At 67.5% G+C, this 22,737-nt stretch carries 26 protein-coding genes; 10 read left to right on the forward strand and 16 right to left on the reverse strand.

Annotation, left to right across the window (positions count from 1 at the left end):
* Positions 1-3: 3 nt before the first annotated feature.
* The 10 genes from Q0326_RS12045 to Q0326_RS12090 all read right to left on the reverse strand — a co-directional run bounded on the left by Q0326_RS12045 (position 4) and on the right by Q0326_RS12090 (position 10,815).
* The gene (locus Q0326_RS12045; RefSeq protein ID WP_363304060.1) at positions 4-981 is read right to left on the reverse strand and encodes a methyltransferase; all 978 of its coding nucleotides are present in this window, start codon (positions 979-981) and stop codon (positions 4-6) included.
* Between the two features lie 70 nt (positions 982-1,051).
* Positions 1,052-2,554, reverse strand: coding sequence for a CpaF family protein (locus tag Q0326_RS12050; protein WP_298690695.1), 1,503 nt, complete (start codon positions 2,552-2,554; stop codon positions 1,052-1,054).
* A gap of 111 nt (positions 2,555-2,665) precedes the next feature.
* The gene (locus Q0326_RS12055; protein ID WP_298690698.1) at positions 2,666-2,932 is read right to left on the reverse strand and encodes an ATP synthase F1 subunit epsilon; all 267 of its coding nucleotides are present in this window, start codon (positions 2,930-2,932) and stop codon (positions 2,666-2,668) included.
* Between the two features lie 9 nt (positions 2,933-2,941).
* Positions 2,942-3,211, reverse strand: coding sequence for a hypothetical protein (locus Q0326_RS12060; protein WP_298690702.1), 270 nt, complete (start codon positions 3,209-3,211; stop codon positions 2,942-2,944).
* A gap of 35 nt (positions 3,212-3,246) precedes the next feature.
* On the reverse strand, positions 3,247-4,701 hold the full coding sequence (gene atpD, locus Q0326_RS12065) for a F0F1 ATP synthase subunit beta (protein WP_298690704.1): 1,455 nt from the start codon (positions 4,699-4,701) through the stop codon (positions 3,247-3,249).
* Positions 4,702-4,802: 101 nt separating this feature from the next.
* The gene (locus Q0326_RS12070; protein WP_298690708.1) at positions 4,803-5,738 is read right to left on the reverse strand and encodes a F0F1 ATP synthase subunit gamma; all 936 of its coding nucleotides are present in this window, start codon (positions 5,736-5,738) and stop codon (positions 4,803-4,805) included.
* An 11-nt stretch (positions 5,739-5,749) separates the two neighbouring features.
* Entirely contained in the window at positions 5,750-7,279 is a 1,530-nt protein-coding gene (atpA, locus tag Q0326_RS12075; RefSeq protein WP_298690711.1) for a F0F1 ATP synthase subunit alpha, read from the reverse strand.
* A 2-nt stretch (positions 7,280-7,281) separates the two neighbouring features.
* A complete protein-coding gene (locus Q0326_RS12080) occupies positions 7,282-7,836 on the reverse strand; it encodes a F0F1 ATP synthase subunit delta (protein WP_298690714.1) in 555 nt (184 codons plus the stop codon).
* Positions 7,837-8,055: 219 nt separating this feature from the next.
* Positions 8,056-8,562 carry an EF-hand domain-containing protein gene (locus Q0326_RS12085; protein WP_298690718.1) on the reverse strand — a complete coding sequence of 169 codons (507 nt, stop codon included), beginning with the start codon at positions 8,560-8,562 and terminating at the stop codon, positions 8,056-8,058.
* A gap of 84 nt (positions 8,563-8,646) precedes the next feature.
* Positions 8,647-10,815, reverse strand: coding sequence for a primosomal protein N' (locus tag Q0326_RS12090; RefSeq protein ID WP_298690721.1), 2,169 nt, complete (start codon positions 10,813-10,815; stop codon positions 8,647-8,649).
* A 128-nt stretch (positions 10,816-10,943) separates the two neighbouring features.
* Here Q0326_RS12090 and Q0326_RS12095 point away from each other — a divergent pair, with 128 nt between their 5' ends.
* From Q0326_RS12095 to flgM, 5 genes are all read left to right on the forward strand, one after another.
* Positions 10,944-11,444 carry a GNAT family N-acetyltransferase gene (locus Q0326_RS12095; protein ID WP_298690724.1) on the forward strand — a complete coding sequence of 167 codons (501 nt, stop codon included), beginning with the start codon at positions 10,944-10,946 and terminating at the stop codon, positions 11,442-11,444.
* A gap of 17 nt (positions 11,445-11,461) precedes the next feature.
* A complete protein-coding gene (locus Q0326_RS12100; protein ID WP_298690727.1) occupies positions 11,462-11,824 on the forward strand; it encodes a hypothetical protein in 363 nt (120 codons plus the stop codon).
* Positions 11,825-11,881: 57 nt separating this feature from the next.
* On the forward strand, positions 11,882-12,442 hold the full coding sequence (locus tag Q0326_RS12105; protein WP_298690730.1) for a DUF484 family protein: 561 nt from the start codon (positions 11,882-11,884) through the stop codon (positions 12,440-12,442).
* Positions 12,427-13,350 (forward strand): tyrosine recombinase XerC, encoded by a 924-nt coding sequence (locus Q0326_RS12110; protein ID WP_298690732.1) that lies wholly within the window; start codon positions 12,427-12,429, stop codon positions 13,348-13,350. The genes Q0326_RS12105 and Q0326_RS12110 overlap by 16 nt, the downstream gene beginning before the upstream one ends.
* 135 nt (positions 13,351-13,485) lie before the next feature.
* Positions 13,486-13,734, forward strand: coding sequence for a flagellar biosynthesis anti-sigma factor FlgM (gene flgM / locus Q0326_RS12115; RefSeq protein ID WP_298690735.1), 249 nt, complete (start codon positions 13,486-13,488; stop codon positions 13,732-13,734).
* Positions 13,735-13,753: 19 nt separating this feature from the next.
* Here the strand turns inward: flgM and gshB are convergent, their stop codons facing one another.
* The 3 genes from gshB to rsmI all read right to left on the reverse strand — a co-directional run bounded on the left by gshB (position 13,754) and on the right by rsmI (position 15,985).
* Positions 13,754-14,725, reverse strand: a complete 972-nt coding sequence (gene gshB, locus Q0326_RS12120) for a glutathione synthase (protein ID WP_298690738.1) — start codon at positions 14,723-14,725, stop codon at positions 13,754-13,756.
* A 79-nt stretch (positions 14,726-14,804) separates the two neighbouring features.
* The gene (locus Q0326_RS12125; protein ID WP_298690741.1) at positions 14,805-15,155 is read right to left on the reverse strand and encodes a YraN family protein; all 351 of its coding nucleotides are present in this window, start codon (positions 15,153-15,155) and stop codon (positions 14,805-14,807) included.
* Positions 15,152-15,985 (reverse strand): 16S rRNA (cytidine(1402)-2'-O)-methyltransferase, encoded by an 834-nt coding sequence (gene rsmI / locus Q0326_RS12130; protein ID WP_298690744.1) that lies wholly within the window; start codon positions 15,983-15,985, stop codon positions 15,152-15,154. The genes Q0326_RS12125 and rsmI overlap by 4 nt, the downstream gene beginning before the upstream one ends.
* Positions 15,986-16,043: 58 nt before the next feature.
* Between rsmI and Q0326_RS12135 the strand changes: the two genes are divergently transcribed.
* On the forward strand, positions 16,044-17,186 hold the full coding sequence (locus Q0326_RS12135) for a penicillin-binding protein activator (RefSeq protein WP_298690747.1): 1,143 nt from the start codon (positions 16,044-16,046) through the stop codon (positions 17,184-17,186).
* Positions 17,187-17,202: 16 nt separating this feature from the next.
* Positions 17,203-17,565, forward strand: a complete 363-nt coding sequence (locus tag Q0326_RS12140; protein WP_298690750.1) for a DUF1428 domain-containing protein — start codon at positions 17,203-17,205, stop codon at positions 17,563-17,565.
* 96 nt (positions 17,566-17,661) lie between these two features.
* Here Q0326_RS12140 and hemW read toward each other — a convergent pair whose 3' ends face one another.
* The 3 genes from hemW to rph are packed head-to-tail and all read right to left on the reverse strand — an operon-like array spanning position 17,662 to position 20,251.
* A complete protein-coding gene (hemW, locus tag Q0326_RS12145; RefSeq protein WP_298690753.1) occupies positions 17,662-18,879 on the reverse strand; it encodes a radical SAM family heme chaperone HemW in 1,218 nt (405 codons plus the stop codon).
* A gap of 56 nt (positions 18,880-18,935) precedes the next feature.
* Complete coding sequence (gene rdgB / locus Q0326_RS12150) at positions 18,936-19,538, reverse strand: RdgB/HAM1 family non-canonical purine NTP pyrophosphatase (protein ID WP_298690757.1); 603 nt, start codon at positions 19,536-19,538, stop codon at positions 18,936-18,938.
* Positions 19,535-20,251, reverse strand: a complete 717-nt coding sequence (rph, locus tag Q0326_RS12155) for a ribonuclease PH (RefSeq protein WP_298690760.1) — start codon at positions 20,249-20,251, stop codon at positions 19,535-19,537. The genes rdgB and rph overlap by 4 nt, the downstream gene beginning before the upstream one ends.
* Before the next feature lie 144 nt (positions 20,252-20,395).
* On the opposite strand from rph, the gene hrcA reads away from it, so the two are divergent.
* Genes hrcA through Q0326_RS12170 form a run of 3 tightly spaced genes read left to right on the forward strand, consistent with a single transcriptional unit; the run spans position 20,396 to position 22,736 of the window.
* Positions 20,396-21,442 (forward strand): heat-inducible transcriptional repressor HrcA, encoded by a 1,047-nt coding sequence (hrcA, locus tag Q0326_RS12160; protein ID WP_298690763.1) that lies wholly within the window; start codon positions 20,396-20,398, stop codon positions 21,440-21,442.
* A complete protein-coding gene (grpE, locus tag Q0326_RS12165; RefSeq protein WP_298690766.1) occupies positions 21,439-22,002 on the forward strand; it encodes a nucleotide exchange factor GrpE in 564 nt (187 codons plus the stop codon). The genes hrcA and grpE overlap by 4 nt, the downstream gene beginning before the upstream one ends.
* 38 nt (positions 22,003-22,040) lie before the next feature.
* A complete protein-coding gene (locus Q0326_RS12170) occupies positions 22,041-22,736 on the forward strand; it encodes a M24 family metallopeptidase (protein WP_298690769.1) in 696 nt (231 codons plus the stop codon).
* Position 22,737: the final 1 nt, after the last annotated feature.

The raw sequence follows: 22,737 nt of genomic DNA on the forward strand, positions 1-22,737 counted from the left end.
TTCCTAGGGTTTTGGCGACGACGGCGATGGATCGGTCGGCACGCCTTGATCTGGCCGCGGCGCATCGGGGCGCGGCGCAGCGGGCTCGGTGCCCGGGGCAGCGCTTGCCGATGGCGCGGTCGGGTCGGGCTTGACGAATTTGAGCGTCATCCGATCGCTCTCGCCGATCGCGGCATATTTTGCTTTGTCCGTATCTCCGAGCTCATAGGTCGGCGGCAGCGTCCACACGCCTTTCAGATGATCATGGTCGTCTTTGGGATTGGCGTTGACGTCGCTCGCCGCGACGAGCTGGAAGCCTGCCGCCATCGCCAGCCGGATCACGGTCGAGCGCTTGACGTATCCCGTCGTCTTTTCGCGCGCGATGTCCATCTGCTCGGGCAGGCGATGCTCCTCGATGCCGAGAATGCCGCCGGGCTTGAGGGCGCGGTACCAGTCGGCGAAGGTCTGCGGCGCGGTGCCGTCGCCGGGCTGGTCGGGCTCGCCGAGGAGATTGTGGATGTTGCGGAAGGTCAGGATCATGTCGGCAGTGCCGGGCGGCGTGAAATCCGTCAGTTTTCCGGCAGTAAAGGCGACGACCTGCACCTTGCCGAAGCGCGCGGCGTCCCCGCCGAGCAAAGCCTGGAAATTGTCCGTGCTCTTGCCTGGCGGAACGGCACCGACATAATGGCCGTTTGCGGCGAGATAGGGCGCTAAGATTTCGGTGTACCAGCCGCCCGACGGCAGCATCTCGACGACGGTCATGTCGGGCTTGAGCCCGAAGAAGCTCAGCGTCTGGGCCGGGTGTCGATAGGGATCGCGCGCACGGTTCTCGGGCTTGCGCGCCGGATCGGCGACCGCGGCCGCGATGTCGGGCGAGACCTCGATACCGGCGCGCGGCACCGTTGCGGTCTTGAGAGCCGGCGGCTTAGCGACCGGCTTCGCCTCGAGCGGGGCGCAGAGCGTCAGACAGAGAAGCGGCAGGGCAAGCGGGGCACGACGCACGAGGCAGGTCTCCGGATCGGGGAAGCGCCAATGCTGGCCTTCCCGCGATCCGATGACAAGGGGCGTCGGCCTAAAGGCAGGCCTCGAGATAAGGCTGGTCGAAGCCGTATTGCTTGGCCTTCTCCAGCGTATAGGGGCGCAGACCCATCGAACGGTATTCACCCTGGATCTTGCCGTCGGCACTCTCGTCGAGATATTCGAACTTGAACAGCTCCTGCGTCACGATCACGGGACCTTCCATGCCGATCACCTCGGTGACGTTGGTGACGCGGCGCGAGCCGTCGCGTAGACGCTTGACCTGGATGATCATGTCGACCGAATCCGCGATCTGGCGCGAGATCGCCTCTTTCGGGATCTTGATGTCGCCCATCATCACCATGTTCTCCATACGCCCGAGCGCCTCGCGCGGCGAGTTGGAGTGGAGCGTGCACATCGAACCATCGTGACCGGTGTTCATCGCCGCCAGCAGGTCGAAACACTCCTGGCCGCGGATTTCGCCGAGGATGATGCGATCCGGGCGCATACGCAGCGCGTTCTTGACGAGGTCGCGGATGCTTATCTCGCCCTGGCCCTCGAGATTGGGCGGGCGCGTCTCGAGCGGCAGCCAGTGCGGCTGCTGCAGCCGAAGCTCGGCCGCGTCCTCGATCGTCAGCACGCGCTCGCCAGGGTCGATCATCTTGGAAAGCGCATTGAGCATCGTCGTCTTGCCCGAGCCGGTGCCGCCCGAGATGACGATGTTGAAGCGGCAGGCGCCGGCGATCTTAAGCGCGGTCGCCATCTTGGGGCTCATCGAGCCGAAGCCCGCCATCATGTCGAGCGTGATCGGCTTGTCGGAGAATTTACGGATCGAGATCGCGGTGCCGCGCAACGACAGCGGCGGCACGATCACGTTGACGCGGCTACCGTCCTGAAGGCGCGCGTCGGCGAGCGGCGTGGTCTGGTCGACGCGGCGGCCGACCTTGTTGACGATGCGCTGGGCGATCTGGAACAGATGCTGTTCGTCGCGGAACTGGATCGTCGAGAGTTCGAGCCGGCCCTTCTTTTCGATGAAGGTCTGGTCGGGACCGTTGACCATGATATCCGAAATGTCGGGGTCGCTGAGCAGCTCCTCGAGCGGGCCGTAGCCGAGCAGCTCGTCGACCAGCACTTTTTCCAGCGCGAACTGCTCGCGACGGTTGAGGTTGATCTTGAGCTCGGCGAGCACCTCGCCGATGATCGGGCGAAACTCTTCCGCGAGCTCGTCCTTGGTCAGCGTCGCGGCCGCTTCCGGGTCGACGCGCTCAAGCAGGCGGGGGAGGACCTGTTCCTTGATCTTGTGGACCGAGGCTTCGAAACCCTCGGCCTTATGGCTGGCGGCATCGCCAGATGCATCCTGTCGGCTGGTGAGGCGCTGCATCGCGTCGGACGGCATTGCGCCGCCTTCGGTGATCCCGCCGGCCAACGGTATCGTATCGATCGGGGGAAATTGCGCGCCGCCCGTCTCGGGTCCGTGCATGGGTCGCGCAACGCCGAACGCCGGCCGTTGTCCGCCAGCGCCGCCGCCCGTACCATTTCGCTTGCCGAACGCGCTCATCCACCATCTTCCCGCAATCGCACCCGATAGATCGGGCCTTCATGCGGGCGACGTTACGGCGTGGGGCCTACCAAATGCCTAACGCGATCGAAGCAATGTCCGTTAGCCGGTTCAGCGTATCTCTTCGACATGCTCCGCGAGGATCGTCAGTCCCTTGTCGTTGACCTCGGCGAAGCCGCCCTGGACCTTGATCCGCGACGTGACGGTGGTTGGGCTCGAATAGATCGCGATCTCGCCGTCGCGAACCACCGACATCAGCGGCGCGTGGCCCGCAAGCACGCTGAAATCGCCCTCGGTGCCGGGGACGACGACCATGAACGCGTCCTCCGAGCGGACCAGCTTTTCCGGGGTGACGAGTTCGAAATGCATGTCGGCCATCGATGATTCCTACAATTTGACCAGCGCCACGATCAGCGCACCGACCGTTACCTGAGTGCCGATAAACCAGACGAGCATGGACGATCGAAACGCCTCGATTCTCGTTCCCATTGCCTCGATCTTGGTCGAAAGCCGGTGTTCCAAACTTTCGAGATCGGCCTTGGTGGCGGCGCCTTCGGTAACGGCTCGGCCGATCGCCGCGGCGATTGCTTCCGCTTGAGGCCCGGCTAGATCTGCCGCGCGCAGTTCCCGTGCCAAGGAGAGTGTATCGACGCTCATGGCACGGGAATATCAGCGAGGCGGTGAAAAGTCGATTACGCGGCGTCCGCCATCTTCTGCGCCTTCTCGACGGCTTCCTCGATCGCGCCGACCATGTAGAAGGCGCTCTCGGGGAGGTGATCATATTCGCCGTTCACCACCGCCTTGAACGAGCGGACCGTGTCCTCGATCGGCACAAACTTGCCCGAGATGCCGGTGAACACCTCGGCGACGTGGAACGGCTGGGACAGGAAGCGCTGGATCTTGCGGGCACGCGAGACGGTCAGCTTATCCTCTTCGGAGAGCTCGTCCATGCCAAGGATCGCGATGATGTCCTGCAGCGATTTGTACTTCTGCAGCGTCTCCTGGACGGCGCGGGCGACCTCATAATGCTCCTGGCCGACGACCGCGGGCGACAGCGCGCGCGAAGTCGAGTCGAGCGGATCGACCGCCGGGTAGATGCCGAGCTCGGAAATCGCACGCGACAGATTGGTGGTCGCGTCCAAGTGCGCGAAGGACGTGGCCGGCGCCGGATCGGTGAGATCGTCGGCGGGCACGTAGATCGCCTGCACCGAGGTGATCGAGCCCTTGTTGGTCGAGGTGATGCGCTCCTGCAGCTGGCCCATGTCGGTCGACAGCGTCGGCTGATAGCCCACCGCCGACGGGATGCGGCCGAGCAGCGCGGACACTTCGGCACCCGCCTGGGTGAAGCGGAAGATGTTGTCGACGAAGAACAGCACGTCCTGGCCCTCGACGTCGCGGAAATACTCCGCGTTGGCGAGGCCCGAGAGCGCGACGCGCGCGCGGGCGCCCGGCGGCTCGTTCATCTGGCCGAACACCAGCGCGACCTTCGAGCCCTCGGCCTGCGGATTGCCGTCGGCATCCTTGGCGATGACGCCCGCGTCGAGGAACTCGTGATAGAGGTCGTTGCCCTCGCGGGTGCGCTCGCCGACGCCGGCGAACACCGAGGTGCCGCCATGGCCCTTGGCGATGTTGTTGATCAGCTCCTGGATGAGCACGGTCTTGCCGACGCCGGCGCCGCCGAACAGGCCGATCTTGCCGCCCTTGGTGTAGGGCGCGAGCAGGTCGATCACCTTGATGCCGGTGACGAGGATGCTGGTGTCGGTTGACTGGTCGACGAACGGCGGCGCCTCGGCGTGGATCGGCATGCGCAGGTCGGTGTCGACGGGGCCGCGCTCGTCGATCGGCTCGCCGATGACGTTGAGGATGCGGCCGAGCGTCTTGGGGCCGACGGGCACGGTGATCTGCGCGCCGGTGTCCTTGACTTCGTGGCCACGGGTGAGGCCGTCGGTCGAGTCCATCGCGATCGTGCGGACCGTGCTCTCGCCGAGATGCTGGGCGACCTCGAGGATCAGACGCTGGCCGTTGTTGAACGTCTCGAGCGCCGAGAGGATCGCGGGCAGCGGGCCTTCGAAGGTGACGTCGACGACGGCGCCGATGATCTGGCTGATGCGGCCGACATTGTTGGTGGGGTTCGGAGCGGTTGCCATTGTCTGTCCTGCCTTTTGCCTTCTTGTTCCCCGGCGAACGCCGAGGTCCAGTCGTAACCGTTGGAGCTGGGCCCCGGCTTTCGCCGGGGAACTGCCCTTTGTTAAAGCGCTTCCGCGCCGGCGATGATCTCGATGAGTTCGGTGGTGATCGCGGCCTGGCGGCTGCGGTTGTATTGGATGGTCAGCTTGTTGATCATCTCGCCCGCGTTGCGCGTCGCATTGTCCATCGCGGTCATGCGGCTGCCCTGCTCGGAGGCCGCATTCTCCTGGAACGCCCGGAACAGCAGCACCGCGATGTTGCGCGGCAGCAGCGCCTCGAGGATTGTCGCCTCGTCGGGCTCATACTCGACCGCGGCAACGGGACCCTTGTGATCGTCGTTGGAGACGGTGCGCGTGTGCTTGCCGTCCTCGGAGGTTTCGGTGTGCGTGCCGTGGCCGGCGGGCACCTCGACCGGGATCAGCTGCTTCTCGGTCGGGATCTGGACCAGCGCCGACTGGAATTTGGCGTAGAACAGGTGCGCGACGTCGAACTCGCCCGCCTCGAAACGCTGCATGATGTCGCGGGCGACCTCAAGCGCGTCGTCGAACGACACCGTCTTGATGTGCGTCTGGTCGACCTGGTGGATCGTCTGCCCAGGGAAGACGCGGTTGATCACCGCGCGGCCCTTCTTGCCGACCAGGTAGAATTTGAGCGTCTTGCCCTGCGCCTGCAGTTCACGCGCCCGACGCACCGCGGCGCGCACGATGTTCGAGTTGAACGCGCCGGCAAGACCGCGCTCTGAGGTCGCGACCACGATCAGCTGGACGTCGTCCTTGCCGGTGCCGGCGAGCAGCCTGGGGCTTTCCGGCCCGACCGTCACGCCCGAGGCGAGCCGCGACATCACGCCGGCGAGCTGCTCGGCATAGGGACGACCGGCTTCGGCCGCGTCCTGCGCGCGACGCAGCTTCGCCGCGGCGACCATCTTCATCGCCTTGGTGATCTTCTGCGTCGACTTGACCGAGCCGATGCGACCCTTGAGGGCTTTGAGGTTGGCCATCCGGGGTCAGCTCAGCCGAAGGTCTTGGCGAAGGCGTCGAGCGCGGCCTTGAGCTTGCCCTTGGCCTCGTCGCCCAGATCCTTGGTGGTGCGGATCAGCTCGAGCACCTCGGGATGGTTGGTCTTGAGGTCCGAGAGCAGCGCCTGCTCGAAACGCGTGACGTCGCTGACCGGGATCTTGTCGAGATAGCCTTGCGTGCCCGCGAAGATCGAGACGACCTGGTCCTCGAACGGCATCGGCTGGAACTGGCCCTGCTTGAGCAGCTCGGTCAGGCGCGCGCCGCGGTTGAGCAGCTTCTGCGTCGACGCGTCGAGATCCGAGCCGAACTGCGCGAACGCCGCCATCTCGCGATACTGGGCAAGCTCGAGCTTGATCGAGCCTGCGACCTTCTTCATCGCCTTGGTCTGCGCGGCCGAGCCGACGCGCGACACCGAAAGGCCGACGTTGATGGCGGGGCGGATGCCCTGGTAGAACAGGTCGGTCTCGAGGAAGATCTGGCCATCGGTGATCGAGATCACGTTAGTCGGGATGTAGGCGGAGACGTCGCCGGCCTGCGTCTCGATGATCGGCAGCGCGGTCAGCGAGCCGCCGCCATGCGCGTCGGACATCTTGGCGGCGCGCTCGAGCAGGCGGCTGTGCAGATAGAAGACGTCGCCCGGATAGGCTTCGCGGCCCGGCGGGCGGCGCAGCAGCAGCGACATCTGGCGATACGCGACCGCCTGCTTGGAGAGATCGTCATAGACGATCAGACCGTGCATGCCGTTGTCGCGGAAATACTCGCCCATCGCGCAGCCGGTGTAGGGCGCGAGGAACTGCAGCGGGGCCGGCTCGGAGGCGGTCGCGGCGACGACGATGGTATATTCCATCGCGCCATTCTCTTCGAGCTGGCGGACGATCTGCGCGACGGTCGAGCGCTTCTGGCCGATCGCGACGTAGATGCAGTAGAGCTTGGCCTTCTCGTCGGTGCCCGCGTTCGGGCCCTTCTGGTTGATGAAGGCGTCGATCGCGACCGCGGTCTTGCCGGTCTGGCGATCGCCGATGATCAGCTCGCGCTGGCCGCGGCCGACGGGGACGAGCGCGTCGAGCGCCTTGAGCCCGGTCTGCACCGGCTCGTGGACCGAGGTGCGCGGGATGATGCCGGGCGCCTTCACCTCGACGCGCGAGCGCTGGTCGGAGACGATCGGGCCCTTGCCGTCGATCGGGTTGCCGAGGCCGTCGACCACGCGGCCGAGCAGGCCGCGGCCGACCGGCACGTCGACGATCGTGCCGGTGCGCTTGACCGTGTCGCCTTCCTTGATCTGCGCGTCGGACCCGAAGATCACCGCGCCGACATTGTCGGCCTCAAGGTTGAGCGCCATGCCCTGCACGCCGTTGGCGAACTCGATCATCTCGCCGGCCTGGACGTTGTCGAGCCCGAAGATGCGCGCGATGCCGTCGCCGACCGACAGCACCTGGCCGACTTCGGACTCCTGGGCGTCGGTGCCGAAATTGGCGATCTGGTCGCGGATGACCTTCGAGATTTCTGCGGCGCGGATATCCATGTTCAGCCTTTCATCGCGTGCGCGAGCGTGTTCAATTTGGTGCGGATCGATCCGTCGATCTGGCGCGAGCCCATCTTCACGATCAATCCGCCGAGGATCGATTTGTCGACGGTCGCCTCGATGGCAACCTCGCGGCCGAAGCGATGGCGCAGCTTGTCCTTGAGCGCGCCGATCTGCTCGGCATCGAGCGGGTGCGCGGAGACGACCTGTGCGGTGGTCTCACCCCGGTGCGCGGCGTTGAGCGACTTGAAGCCGCGGATCACCGCGGGAAGCTGGACCAGGCGGCGGTTGCTGGCGAGCACGCCGAGCAGGTTGGTCGCGATCTTGCCGAGCCCCAGCGACTCGGCGACCGCGGCGATCGCCTTGCGCAAGTCGGTGCGACCGATCAGCGGGCTCTTGAGCAGCGCGCGCAGATCGGCGCTTTCTGCCAAGGCCGCCGTTATCGTGTCGAGATCGGTCGAGACCTGATCGAGCGCACGGTCGTCGCGCGCGAGTTCGAACAGCGCCAGCGCGTAACGCCCGCTGAGGCTAGCCTGAATACCGCCGGAAATGTCCACGCGCGCCCAATCCCCCGGATGCTATATCGCCCATGCAAAAAGGGGGGCGCCAAAGGGCGTCCCAGCACGGGTTGCGGGCCGGTTAGCAGGCGGGCGGGGTGGATGCAAGACCGGCCGCCGCCGCCCCGCCGCGCGTCGGATCGGCTGCCCGTACAGCGGATGCAGACAACGGCGGCGAGCCGATCCGAACCCCGTCCAACGCCGTCGGACGGACCGGCCTCAGTGTCCGGGCAGCGTGGGCGCGACGACGGGCGGACCGATCGGTCCACCCTGCGCGGCGGCCTGTGCATCGCGCGCCGCCTGCTTCTCGGCCAGCGTCAATATGCCGTCGTGATTGGCATCCATCGCGTCGAACGCCGCGAGCGGGCGAGCGCTTGCCTCGGTCAGGCTGAGCTTGCCGTCGTGGTTGGTATCGACTGCGTTGAAGGCGTTGTTGGCGGCATCGAGCATCTTTTGCGCCTGCTCCTTGGTGGGGGCCGCGGTCGAATCGGGTGGCAGACGGTTGATCACGACGCCCATGCGCGCGGCGAACTCGGCGCGGCTCATGAAGCCGTCATGATTGGTGTCGGCAAGGTTGAAGACCTGCTTCACCTGGGCAAGCATCTGCGCGCGGGTGACGTCGCCATTTGCGGCGGGCGCGATCGGCGCGGCCGTATGAGAGGTTGCAGGCGCCTTCTTGGCGGGGACCGCCGCGTTCAGCGGCGGGGTGATCGTGAGACCGGTCATCGCCATGGCGATAAGGACGGGGTAGCCGGGTCGGATCACACGCATTCTCCACTGTCGGATCAAGGTCGGTTGGCATCCCAACGCTTACAGGAAGCTGTATGGGTCCACGTCAACCGCGACGCGTACGCCGCGTTTCCATTCGAGACCACCCAACCAGCTGCGAATGACGTCCTGTACGTCGAGCGCGCGACGGGCGTGGACGAGCAGCCGCTGGCGGTGGCGGCCGCGCAGCATCGCGAGCGGGGCGGGGGCGGGGCCGAACACCATCATCCCCTCCACCTCGGGCGCGGCATGGCCGATCAGCCGCGCGGTATCGACCGCTTCGTCAAGTTTTTCGGAGCTGACGATGATCGCGGCATAGCGGCCGAACGGCGGCGCGCCGGCCTCGCGACGACTCTCGGTCTCGGCATGATAGAAGCTCTCGGCATCGCCGGTGAGCAGTGCCTGGATCACCGGAGCACCCGGCTCGCGGGTCTGGAGCAGCACGCGGCCCGGCTTGGCGCCTCGGCCGGCACGTCCGGCGACCTGTGCGATCTGCTGGAAGCTGCGCTCGGCGGCGCGCAGGTCGCCCCCGGCGAGGCCAAGATCGGCATCGACCACGCCCACCAGGGTGAGATTGGGAAAATGATAGCCCTTGGTGACCAGTTGCGTGCCGATGACGACGTCGATCTCGCCCGCCTCCATCCGGTTGACGAACTCGGCGGCCTTGGCGGGCGACCAGATCGTGTCCGAGGTGATGATCGCGGTGCGCGCGTCGGGCAGCAGGGCTGCGACCTCGTCGGCGATGCGTTCGACGCCGGGGCCGCAGGCAACGAGGCTGTCCTCCTCATGGCATTCGGGGCAAGCGGCGGGCGGCGGCATGACGTGGCCGCAATGGTGGCAGGCCAGCCGCGCGGTGAGTCGGTGCTCGACCATCCAGGCGGTGCAGTTCGGGCAACGGAAGCGGTGGCCGCAATGCCGGCACAGCGTCAGCGGCGCATAGCCGCGACGGTTGAGGAACAGGAGCGACTGCTCGCCGCGCTCAAGCGTCTCCTGCAGCGCTACGACCAGGGACGGCGCGAGCCAGCGCTGCTTCATCGGCGGATCGAGCGTCAGGTCGACGATCGAGATCGCGGGCATCTGTGCGACGCCGTAGCGGCCGGGCAGCTTGAGTTCGCGATATTTGCCGATCTCGACCATCTGCCGCGTCTCGATCGCGGGCGTGGCGGAGGCGAGCACCACCGGTACCTGCTCGAAATGCCCGCGCATCACCGCGACATCGCGGGCATGGTACATCACGCCCTCTTCCTGCTTGAAGCTGGTCTCATGCGCCTCGTCGACGACGATCAGCCCGAGATCGGCATAGGGCAGGAACAGCGCCGAGCGCGCGCCGACCACGACCTTGGCCTCGCCGCTCGCCACCGCGCGCCAGGCGCGCCGCCGCTGCGACTGGCGCAGGTCGGAATGCCAGGCGACGGGAAGATGACCAAAGCGCGCGGCGAAACGCTTGAGGAACGGCTCGGTGAGCGCGATCTCGGGCAGCAGGACGAGCGTCTGCCTACCAGCTTCGACCGCGGCGGCGATGCCCTCGAAATAGACCTCGGTCTTGCCCGATCCCGTGACGCCGTCGAGCAGCATCGGATCGAATTTCTTCGCCTGCACCGCGGCGACGATCGTCTCGGCGACCGCGCGCTGGACCGCCGACAATTCGGGGGGACCGAAGCGTGGATCGGGCAGGGGGAAGGGATCGTCGACCGCGATCTCGACCGCCTCAATCGCGCCGATCTTGACCAGGCCGCGGATCACCGCGTCGGAAACGTCAGCGATCGCCGCCAGTTCGCGCACCAACCCCTGGCGCTCGCCGATCCGCTCGAGGGCCTGCGCGCGCTGCGGCGTGAGGCGTTCCGGTGCGACGCCGGTCGCGCGATATTCGATCACGGTCCGTCCGCCGTCGAGCGCGCTCGCCGACGACAGCGCCATCCGCAGCACGGCGGCGGGCGGGCTGAGATAATAATTGGCGGTCCACTCGATCAGCCGGCGCAGGGGCGCCGCGATCGGCGGCAGGTCGTAGGCGGCGGCGAGATTGCGCAGCCGGTTGTCGCCGACCTCGGCGTCCGACGGCATGTGCTCCGCCTCCCACACCACGCCGGCGAGTTGGCGCGGGCCGAGCGGTGCGAGTACGATCGATCCCGGCGCCACCGTCATCTCGCGCGGGACGCGATAGTCGAGCGGGCCGAGGGCGCTGTTGAGCAGCAGGACGCGGGCACGGCTCATGCTATTGCCGTTCCCCGGCACACGCCGGCGCGCAGGCCCGCGGCTTGTGGTGGACGCCCCGTTGGATGAAAAGCGAACGGCCTGGGCCGAGGCCTGCGCCGCAGAGCGAAGAGGGTAGGGGACGCATCATGTTCGAGACGGAGCGGCTTCGGATCAGGCGGATCACGCAAGACGATGCCGGCTTCCTGCTGGCAATGCTCACCGATCCGGGGTTCATCGCCAACATAGGCGATCGCGGCGTCCGCACAATCGCCGATGCCGAAGCCTATGTCCGCGATCGGGTGCTCGCGTCATACGCGGCGCATGGATTCGGCATGTTTCGGGTCTCGCTCAAGCAGAATGACGAGGCGGTCGGGCTGTGCGGGCTGGTGCAGCGCGCGGGCCTCGACGGCCCCGATCTCGGCTTCGCCTATCTCGAGCAACACACCGGCCGCGGCTATGGCTATGAGGCGGGGCGCGGGATGATGGCGTGGAGCCGCGCGTCGCTGGAGATCGGGCCGTTGCTGGCGATCACCGCGCCGGAGAACGCGGTGTCGGCGCGGCTGCTCGTGAAGCTCGGATTTCGGGAAACGGGGATGATCGACATCCCCGGCCACGACGGCCCCAGCCGGTTGTTCGTCGAGGCATGATAGCGGCAGCGTTATATTTGGCGACCGTCCTCGCGCCGGCGATAGGTCCGGGCATTGTCGGCGCGGCGGCCGGTTTCGGCCCGGCGATCCGGGACAGTATGGATCGGTGCCAGTCGCCCGCTACCAGCGACGCGATCACCGTCTGCGGCCGCCGGCCGGGCGATGCCGATCGCTATCGCCTGCCGCTGCGCGACGAGGATAGGGGCTTCGACGTGCGCGGCAGCGTCGACAGCGTGTCGCGCGAACGCCAGCGGCTGATCGACGGTGACGGCGCCTCGCAGGATCTGACGCGGGGGTCGTGCAGCACCGTCGGCGCCAGCGGCTGGACCGGCTGTCAGATCAAGACGTGGCGCGAGCATGATCAGCAAAAAGGCTGGTGAGCACGACGCGTCGAAACCGCCATTTCCTTTTAACCATCTTGGGTTACTCTCCCCCGCATGGGCAGCGTGATCAACTTCGAGGACCGGGCGGTGGCGACGCTGCGCGCGCGCGTCGCCGAGGTTGAGGAGGCCAATCAGGACCTGATCGCCTTCGCTCGGGGTCATTCGGGTGCGGTCGCCGCGATCCATGTCGCGGTGCTCGCGGCGATCGAGGCCGAGGGGCTCGATCATCTCATCCATATCGTCACGCAGGACTGGCCCGACATGCTTGGCGTCGACGCGGTCGCGCTGGCGCTGCATGTCGGCGAGACCGGCCTGCGGGCGGACGCCAATGGTCTCCAGTTCGTCGATCGCCGTGTGATCGCGCGGGCGGTGCGCGGCATCGACAGCGTCGTGCTGCGCGGCGTCGAGCGCGGTCATCCGCTGTTCGGGCCGGCCGCCTCGCTGATCCGCGCCGAGGCGCTGATCCGGCTCGACAATCGTGCGCCGCTGCCGTGCGGTCTGATCGCGCTGGGGCAGCGTTCCGAACAGCGTTTCGAGACGCGCCACGGCTCCGAACTCCTCGCCTTCCTCGGCGCGACCCTCGCGCGTATGGTCGGACGGTGGCTGCTCCCCTGACCCTCGACGACCATCCGGCGCGGTTCATCGCCGCCGCCTTTGCCGATCATCTTCGCCGCGACCGGCTGCTGTCCGCGCACACGGTGCGGGCCTATGTCGCGACCGCGCACCGATTGATCGGCTTCGTCGGCGGGTATCGCGGCGGCCCGGTCGATGCGGCGATGCTGGCGACGCTGACCAGTGCGGATCTGCGCGCCTATCTCGCGCGGCGCCGCGCGGACGATGAATTGACCAATGCCTCGGCGGCGCGCGAGCTGTCGGCGGTGCGCAGCTTCCTGCTGTTCGCGGGTGGCGAGGGCACCTCCATACCCCGTATCCACGCGCCGCGCGTCAAACGCGGCGTTCCGCGGCCGATCGGGCCCGCCGACGCGCGGGCGCTCGCCGCCGATGCCGCCGATGCGCGCGACGTGCCGTGGATCGCCGCGCGCGATCTTGCGGTACTGCTGCTGCTCTACGGCGCGGGCTTGCGGGTCGGCGAGGCGATGGCGCTCGATGCCGGGCTGTTGCCGCTCGGCGAGGCGATCATCGTCACCGGCAAGGGCGGTAAGGCGCGCGTGGTGCCGCTGCTTGCCGTCGTGCGCGCGGCGATCGCGGGCTATGCCGCGATCTGCCCCTGGCCTCTGACAAAGGGCGTGGCGCTGTTCCGCGGCGCCAAGGGTGGGCGGCTTGATGCGGCGATCGTCCGGCGTGCGGTCGCCGGCGCGCGCGTGCGCCTGGGCCTGCCCGACCGCACGACGCCGCATGCGCTGCGCCACAGCTTCGCGACGCATCTGCTCGGCCGCGGTGCCGATCTGCGGCAATTGCAGGAGCTGCTGGGCCATGCCAGCCTTTCGTCGACGCAAATCTATACCGCGGTCGATACGGCGCATTTGTTGGACGTGTACCGCGCCGCGCACCCGCGTGCATGAGACTTAGGTCGAAATGTGCCGGGGCATGTTTAAGTTATCGCGGACCCCGCCGTAATCGGGTTCGAGATAGGATCAGGATCGGAGTTCGGGATGGACGGCATCAACAAGACAGGCGCAGCAAGCAGCCTCCCCAGCGTGCAATCGACGCCCGTCGCACCCGCGGCACCGGCGGTTGTGGCAACGCCCGCGAAGGCCGCGCCCGCAAACGACACGTCCGACCTGTTTGCGTTGCTCGCTGACGCCTCGGCGCCGATCGACACCAAGAAGGTCGATGCGATCAAGTCGCTGATCGCGAGCGGCGCCTATCCGATCGACGCGCATGCGGTGGCGGCGAAGATGGTGGCGCTCGACTTTCCCGCGGGCGGCGGTCACGCCGACGCCTGATCGGCGCCGCAAGAAGCCCTCAGCCCCGCGCCGCGGCGCGGGCCTCGATCGCCTCCCAGATGAGCGCAGCAGTATCGGTGCCGTTGAAACGGTCGATCGCGACGATGCCGGTGGGCGAGGTGACGTTGATTTCGGTGAGGTAACCGGCGATCACGTCGATCCCGACGAAGACCAATCCGCGCTTGGCGAGTTCTGGGCCTAGCGCGTCGCAAATCTCGATCTCTCGCGGCGTCAATTCGGTCTCGGCGCCCGATCCGCCGACCGCCAGATTGGACCGGATCTCGCCGGGCTTGGGCAGGCGGTTGACGGCCCCCGCCGCCTTGCCGTCGACCAGCACGATCCGCTTGTCCCCCTTCGAGACGTCGGGAATGAACGCCTGGACCATGAACGGCTCGCGCCACACCTCGCCGAACAATTCGGTCAGCGCCGCCAGATTGGCGTCGCGCCGCGCGACATGGAACACGGCCGAGCCGGCATTGCCGTAGAGCGGCTTGATCACGACCTCGCCATGCTCGTCGTGGAATTGGCGCGTTTCTGCGAGACTGCGCGTGATCAGCGTCGGGGGCATGAAGCGGGCATAATCGAGTACGAACAGCTTTTCGGGCGCGTTGCGAACCGATGCGGGATCGTTGACCACCAGCGTTTCGTGCTGGACGCGCTCAAGCAGGTGTGTCGCGGTGATGTAGGCGAGATCGAAGGGCGGATCCTGCCGCATCAGCACGACGTCGGTGTCCGCGCCGAGATCGAGCGTCTCGATCTCGCCCGCGGTGAAATGCGCGCCATCGACGCGCTGCACGGTCATCCGCCGCGCCGGCGCGAACACCCGGCCGTCGCGATAGGAAAGGTCGCTCGCGGCATAGTGGTAGAGCGTGTGGCCACGGGCTTGCGCCGAGAGCATCAAGGCGAAGGTCGAATCGCCGCCGATCTTGACCAATTCCATGGGGTCCATTTGGACGGCGACGCGCAGGCTCACAGGCTCAATCCCCTTCATTCGTCCCGCGCGACGTCGCGGGACGGCACCGCGACGTCGCTCGGCACGGATGCGGAGGTAGGCGTGGGCATTGAGGATGTCACCCCTGCCAGATATGCTCGAGATGCTGCGGCAACCGGCCCGGCGCGATCAGCACCGCGTCGATGCGGATGTCGTCGCCGGCGACCGCATAGCGCGACATCAGATATTCGGCGGCGGCCGCGACGCGCATCAGCCGTCGGCGATCGAGCGCGAGATCGAGCGCCGCCTGATCCTTGCGGCTTTTCACTTCCACGAAGGCGACGAGCCCAGGCTTGCGCATCACGATGTCGACCTCGCCCGCTGGCGTGCGCACGCGGCGGTCGAGGATCGTCCAGCCCTTGAGGCGGAGGAAGTTGGCGGCGATCGTTTCGGCGAACCGACCGCGCGCTTCCGCCGCCTGGCGCTTCACGCCCTGAGTTCCAAGGCGCGCGTGTAGAGGTCGTGGCGATCGAGGCCGGTGGCGGCGGCGACCTCCTTGGCGGCCTTGGCGATCGGCAGCCGGTCGAGCGCCTCGCGCAGCAACGCGTCGAGATCCTCGACCTGCGGTCTCGCCGCCTCGCCGGGCGGGCCGACCACGACGACGATCTCGCCCTTGGGGGTCTCGGTCGCGTAACGGTCGGCAAGCGCCGACAGCGTGCCCGTCACGCATTCCTCGAAGCGCTTGCTGATCTCGCGTGCCACCGCGCCCTCGCGATCACCCAAGCCGCTCGCCAGCGCCGCCAGCGCCGCGCCCAACCTCGGGCCGCTTTCGTAGAAGATCAGGCTTGCGCGGATCGCCGCGACCTCGGCGATCGCGTCTGCGCGCGCTTTCTCCTTGTTGGGGAGGAAGCCGAGGAACAGGAAGCGGTCGGTCGGCAAGCCCGCCAGCGTCAGCGCCGCTACCGCCGCACAGGGCCCCGGCAACGTCACGATGTTGGCGCCCGCGGCGCGCGCGTCCCGGACGAGCTTGAACCCCGGGTCGGAGATCATCGGCGTTCCCGCGTCCGAGACCAAGGCGATCGCCTCGCTGCCCAATCGCGCGACCAGCCTCGGGCGCACGCGGTCGGCGTTGTGATCATGATAGGGGATCATCGGCCGCTCGGTGCCGATATGGCGGAGCAGCTTGGCGGTGACCCGTGTGTCCTCGGCCGCGATCAGGTCGGCGCGTGCCAATATGTCGGCAGCGCGCGGCGACAGATCGCCGAGATTGCCGATCGGGGTCGCGACGATGTAGAGGCCTGGGGCAAGAATTTCGTGCATAGGGGATGTCATGGCAGAGGGCTTATACGCATCGCAACCGGCGATGCGGCCGAGGGGCATGCGGTGGGGCGGCCTGACCGTCGCGCTGCTGCTCGCGGGCTGCTCCGGCGTGGTGCCGCGCACCCAGGGGCCGGGACCGTTTGCCCCGCCGCCGCGCGGGCCGACCACGGCGCAGCCGGGGCGGCTACCCAATGAGGCGCGCGACCGCGTCGCGGTACTGGTGCCGCTGACCGGCGCGGAAGCCGGGATCGGCCAGTCGATCGCCAATGCCGCCAATATGGCGCTGATCGACTCGGGCGGCGGCGCACTGCGCATCACGACCTATGACACCGCGACGGGTGCCGCTGCCGCGGCGCAGCGGGCGATCGCGGAGGGCAATGGCTTGATCCTCGGACCGCTGCTTTCGCCCGACGTGCGCGCGGTCGCTCCGATCGCCGCGGCCGCGCACGTGCCCGTGCTGTCCTTTTCGAATGACGTCGATATCGCGGGGCGTGGCGTCTATCTGCTCGGCTTCACGCCGACCGAGTCGATCGATCGGGTGATCGATTATGCGCACGGCCGGGGACTGACGCGGATCGCAGCGCTGGTGCCCAATGGCCTTTATGGCCGCCGCGCGTCGAATGCGGTGATCAAGGCGGCGGAGGATGCGCAGTCCACCGTGGTGTCGATGCAGGGCTATGACCGCAGTCCCGCCAGCCTCGCGGTCGCGATCAAGAAGCTCGGCGATCCCAAGGGCTATGATGCGTTGTTGGTCGCCGACAATGGCAAGATCGCGCTGGTGGCAGCGCCGCTGGTGCGCAAGGCGGGATCGAGCGCGCGGCTGCTCGGCACCGAGCTCTGGAATACCGAGCCGGCGCTGGCCGCGGCCCGCCCGATGGCCGGCGCCTGGTTCGCGGCGGTGTCGGACAGTCTCTATGGGCAATTTTCCGCCAAATATCGCGCGCGCTTCGGCAAGGGGCCGTTCCGCCTGGCCAGCCTCGGCTATGATTCGGTGCTGCTCGCGGTGCGGATCTCGGCCGACTGGCGGCCGGGCACGCCGTTCCCGGAAGGGCGGCTGGTCGACAAGGGCGGCTTCTCGGGCGTCGACGGCGCATTTCGCTTCGGCCGAGACGGTATCGCCGAGCGCATGCTCGAGGTGAAGCAGATCGGGGCGGGCGGAATGACGGTGGTGTCGCCGGCGGCGCAGGGGTTCGGAGGCTGATAGCGGGAGAGGTGCGATGGGCTATGTGCAGGGGTTCGTGATTCCGGTGCCGGTGGCCAACCGGGAAGCCTATCGCGATATGGCCGCCAGGACCGCACCTGTGTTTCAAGACTATGGGGCCGAACGGATCGTCGAATGCTGGGGCGACGCGCTGCCCGACGGGCAGGTCACCGATTTCCACAAGGCCGTAAAGGCGGAGGCGACCGAGAATGTCGTCTTTTCGTGGATCGTCTGGCCGGACAAGGCCACCTGCGACGCGGCGCACGACAAGATCTGGTCCGATCCGCGCATGATGACGCCCGACCGCGCTATCCCGTTCGACGGCAAGCGCATGATCTACGGCGGGTTCGTGCCGATCTTCGATACGCAGGTCGTGTAGATTGCTCTCTGGCGTAGCCCCGGGATCTTCGCTCGCCATTTGCGGCCATGCCGCTGTCGGATGCGGGCGAGGGGGCCCGGCTTTCGCGGGGAACGGTTAGCGGACGATCTCGCCCAGGATGCCGTCGAGCAGCAGCATGCCCGGTTCCTCGACGATGAGCCGGTCGCGATCGCGCGCAATGAGTCCATGTTCCGCCAGACGGTCGATCGCGCGCGCATCGACCATTGCGTCGATCGGCAGCCCGAGCCGCGCCGAAAGTGCCGTAAGATCGACGCCTTCGCCGAGCCGCAGCCCCATCAGGAGCGCCTCCATCGCGCGCGTTGCGGGCGCGAGCACTTCCTCGCTTTCGAGACCATGGCCATTGCGCGCGACCGCGGCGAGCCAATTCTCGGGCTTCTTCCGCCGCACGGTGGCGAGGCCGTTACGGCGGCCATGCGCCCCGGGTCCGACGCCGAGATAGTCGCGGTAGCGCCAATAGGTGAGATTGTGTCGGCTTTCCGCACCTGGCCGCGCGTGGTTGGAGATCTCATAGGCGGGGAGGCCTGCAGATGCGGTCGCCGCGCGGGTGAGTTCGAACAGCTGCGCGGCCGTCTCCGTGTCGAGCGTCGGCAATGCCCCCTTGGCCGCCAGCGCGGCGAAGTGCGTGCCGGGCTCGATGGTCAGTTGGTAGAGCGACAGATGCTCGGTACCGAAGGCCAGTGCGCGATCGAGTTCGGTGCGCCACATGGCTTCGCTCTGGTCGGGACGGGCATAGATCAGGTCGATGCTGACCCGCGCGAACGCCGCCTGTGCGGTATCGAGCGCCGCAAGGCTCTCGGCGACGCCATGCGCGCGGCCGAGGAAGCGCAGCGCGTTGTCGTCGAGGGCCTGAAGGCCGAGCGAGACGCGATTGATGCCGACATGTGCAAGCGCCGCGAAATTGGCCGCCTCCACCGAGGAGGGATTGGCCTCGAGCGTGATCTCGATGCCGGGCGCGAAGCCCCAATGGCGTTCAGCCGCGTCGAGCACCGCGGCGACCGTCGCGGGTGCCATCAGCGAGGGTGTGCCGCCACCGAAGAAGATCGAGCCGAGGGGTCGGCCCGGAGTCAGCGGCGCCTCATGGGCGAGGTCGGCGAGCAGGGCGTCCCGCCACGCGGCTTCGTCGATCGCGGCGCGGACATGGCTGTTGAAGTCGCAATACGGACATTTCGAGACGCAGAACGGCCAGTGGACGTAGAGGGCGAGGTTGCCCTCTCCCCCGCGGGCGAGAGATGGGGGCTCAGCCGAACGCTGGGCGGGTGAGGGCATGAACGGCAAGGGATGGCGTGCCCTCACCCGCCCACCGGCTTCGCCGGCGGGCCCCACCCTCTCCCCCGGGGGGGAGAGGGGATTCAAAACACCGCCGCGACGAGCTTGCGGAAGGCGTCCGCCCGGTGGCTCATCGCATGTTTCCTGTCCGGATCCATCTCGCCGAAGCTGAGCTCGTGGTGCCACGGCACGAACATCGCGTCATAGCCGAAGCCGTTGCCGCCGCGGGGCGGCCAGCACAGATGGCCATCGACGCGGCCTTCGACCGTGATGATCTCCCCGTCCGGCCAGCAGAGTGACAGAGCGCAGACGAAATGCGCATCGCGCCCTGAGTCGCGCGGCTTGCTCGCGAGCTTGGCCTCGACCAGGTCCATCGCCTTGGCGAAGTCCTTGGTCTCGCCGGCCCAGCGTGCGGAGAAAATACCGGGATCGCCGTCGAGCGCATCGACGCATAGCCCGCTGTCGTCGGCGAGCGCGGGCCGGCCGGTAAGATCCGCCGAAAAGCGCGCCTTGAGTTCGGCATTGGCGGCGAAGCTGGTGCCGGTCTCTTCGGGCTCGGGCACGTCGAGCGACGCCGCCGACACCGGCTCGATCCCGTAAGGACCAAGCAAAGCCGCAATCTCGACGAGCTTGCCCTTGTTGTGGCTGGCGATCACCAGCTTGCCGGGCGCCAGCTTGCGCGTCACCGACCGGTGGCCGTCAACTGCGCCGCGAAAATCTCGGTGCAGCCGATGCGGGCGAGCCGGAGCAGGCGGAGCAGCGCTTCCTCGTCATAGGTGGCACCCTCCGCGGTCGCCTGGACCTCGGCGATGTTGCCGGTCGAAAGCAGCACGAAATTGCCGTCGGCATGCGCGTTCGAATCCTCGATATAGTCGAGGTCGAGCACCGGCGTGCCCTCGTAGATGCCGCAGGAGATGCCCGCGACCTGTGCGGTGATCGGATCGACCGCGAGCTTGCCGTCGGCGAGCAGCTTGTCGATCGCGATGCGCAGCGCGACCCACGCGCCCGAGATCGACGCGGTGCGCGTGCCGCCGTCGGCCTGGATGACGTCGCAATCGAGCGTGATCTGGCGCTCGCCGAGCAGGCTCATGTCCATCACCGCGCGCAGCGAGCGACCGATGAGGCGCTGGATTTCCTGGGTGCGGCCGGACTGCTTGCCCTTGGCGGCCTCGCGATTGCCGCGGGTGTGCGTCGCGCGCGGCAGCATGCCATATTCGGCGGTGACCCAGCCCTGGCCCTTGCCGCGCAGGAAGGGGGGTACGCGCTCCTCGACCGAGGCGGTGACGAGCACCTTGGTGTCGCCGAAGCTGATGAAACAACTGCCCTCGGCGTGGCGCGTGGCGTTCGGCTCGATGAGGATGGGGCGCATCTGGTCGGGTGCGCGGCCTGAGGGACGCATGGTGGCTCCTGTGATGAGATGCGCCGGGCTGTAGCGGGTGCGACGGGTGAGAGCCAGTGTGCATCCGCCATCGTCGTCATCGATTCGGCGCGTCACGCATCCGTCATTGAGCCGGAGGCGCGTAACCCCTACATCTAGCTGATAATGCCCGTCCCGCCCGTCCTCGAAATGTCCGATCGCGCGCGCAGCGTGTTCCGCGTCGTCGTGGAAAGCTATCTGCGCTCGGGTACGCCGATCGGGTCGCGGACGATCTCGCAGCTGTCCGGGCTGAATCTGTCGCCTGCCTCGATCCGCACCGTGATGCAGGATCTCGAGGAAGCGGGACTGCTCGCCGCGCCGCATATCTCCGCCGGCCGGATGCCGACCGAGAGCGGGCTGCGGCTGTTCGTCGACGGCATGATGCAGACCGACGAGCCCTCCGACGCCGAACGGGCCGCCATCGAGCGCGGGGTCGGGCAGGGCGGAGGTCCGATCGAGGAGGCGCTCGCCACCGCATCTGCCGTGCTGTCCGGACTGTCCGCCTGCGCGGGGCTCGTGCTGGTGCCGAAGCAGGAGCCCATCCTCCGGCAATTCGGCTTCGTGCCGCTGACCCACGACCAGGCGTTGGCGGTGCTGGTCGGCTCGGACGGCAGTGTCGAGAACCGCGTGGTCGCGCTGCCGCCGGGCACGACGCCGTCCGCGCTGATCGAAGCGGCGAACTATATCAGCGCCGAGCTTGCCGGCTTCACGCTCAGCGAGGCGCAGGCGCGGCTCGGCGCCGAGATCGGGCTAGGACGCGCGCAGCTGGATCGTGTCAGCCGCGATCTCGTCGAGCGTGGACTGGCGGTGTGGTCGATCGACGGCGCGGCGCGGCCGGTGTTGATCGTGCGTGGTCAGGCCAATCTGATCGATCCCGCCGCCGCTGAGGATCTCGAGCGGGTCCGTCAGCTGCTCGACGAGCTCGAAGGCAAGGAGGAGATTGCGCGCCTGCTCGACGGCGCGCGCAACGGGTCTGCGACCAAGATCTTCATCGGATCGGAGAACAAGCTGTTTTCATTGTCGGGCTCGTCGATTATCGCGGCGCCCTATCGCGCCCGTGAGGGGCGCGTCGTGGGCGTGGTCGGCGTGATCGGGCCCACGAGGTTGAATTATGCACGCGTCGTACCGATGGTGGATTTCACCGCGCACGCGCTTTCCAGGTTGATGGCATGACTGACGAGACCAACGGCACTACCGACGACACCCTCCGCGCCGAAACGGCCGACGCCGCGCCCGAGGTGGCCGAGCATGACGCGCTCAAGGCGCAACTCGAAGAGGCCAAGAATCAAGTCCTCTACACGCAGGCGGAGATGCAGAATCTGCGTCGTCGCACCGAGAAGGAGGTGTCCGACGCGCGCACCTATGCGACGACCAACTTCGCTCGCGACATGCTCTCGGTGGCGGACAACCTTGCACGGGCGCTCGCCGCAATTCCCCCCGAGCTTCGCGACCAGGACAAGATGAAGCCGCTGATCACCGGGATCGAGATGACCGGCAAGGAACTCGAAACCGTGTTTCAGCGCAATGGCATCGTGCGTATCGAGTCGCTGGGCCAGCCGCTCGATCCCAACAAGCATCAGGCGATCATGGAGATGGAATCGGCCGATCAGGCGCCGGGCACCGTCGTCCATGAGATGCAGTCGGGCTGGATGATCAAGGACCGATTGCTGCGCCCCGCCATGGTCGGCGTCGCGAAGAAGGGCGAAGGCGCGGGCGTCGAGGCGTCGGCCTAAGCGCTTACGGTTGCCGGCGAGACCAGCGGGGAGCATCGATGATCGAGACCGAAGACGCTCCCTTCGCGGCGTTGCTCGCCGCCGAACGCAAGGCGCTCGCATTATTGGACGCGATCGAGGCAGCCGAGCTGATCCAGGCCGGCCGCACCGAGCTCGAGATCGAGCGCGCGATCTTCGCCATCGCCGCGCGCGACTTCGGTGTCACCGAGCATTGGCACGACCGGATCGTGCGCGCCGGCGTCAATACGCTGTGCGTCGCCGGCGAGGCGGCGCCCGATCGCATGATCGAGACGGACGACATCGTCTTTCTCGATCTCGGCCCCGTCTTCGGCCCATGGGAGGCGGACGTCGGTCGCAGCTATGCGGTCGGCAGCGATCCGCTCAAACATGCGCTGTGCGCTGATCTCCCTATCGTATTCGACGCGGTGAAGGCGCGGTTCGACGCGGACCCCGACATGACCGGTGCGGCGCTGTATGCGGCTGCCGAGGCGGAAGCCGAGCAACGGGGCTGGCGCTTCGGCGGCAGGATCGCCGGTCACCTCGTCGGCGAATTCCCCTATGCGCGGCAGCCCGGCGACAAGGAGCTGCGGCGGATCAGCCCGCGCAATCCGCAGCCGATGCGCGCCCCCGATGCCGAGGGGCGGCCGCGCCACTGGATCCTCGAAATCCATCTCGTCTCGCCGGACGGGCGGTTCGGTGGCTTCTACGAGCGGCTCCTCGAAGGCATGCCCTGAT

The organism is uncultured Sphingomonas sp. (genome assembly GCF_937859915.1).
Classification (GTDB): domain Bacteria; phylum Pseudomonadota; class Alphaproteobacteria; order Sphingomonadales; family Sphingomonadaceae; genus Solisphingomonas.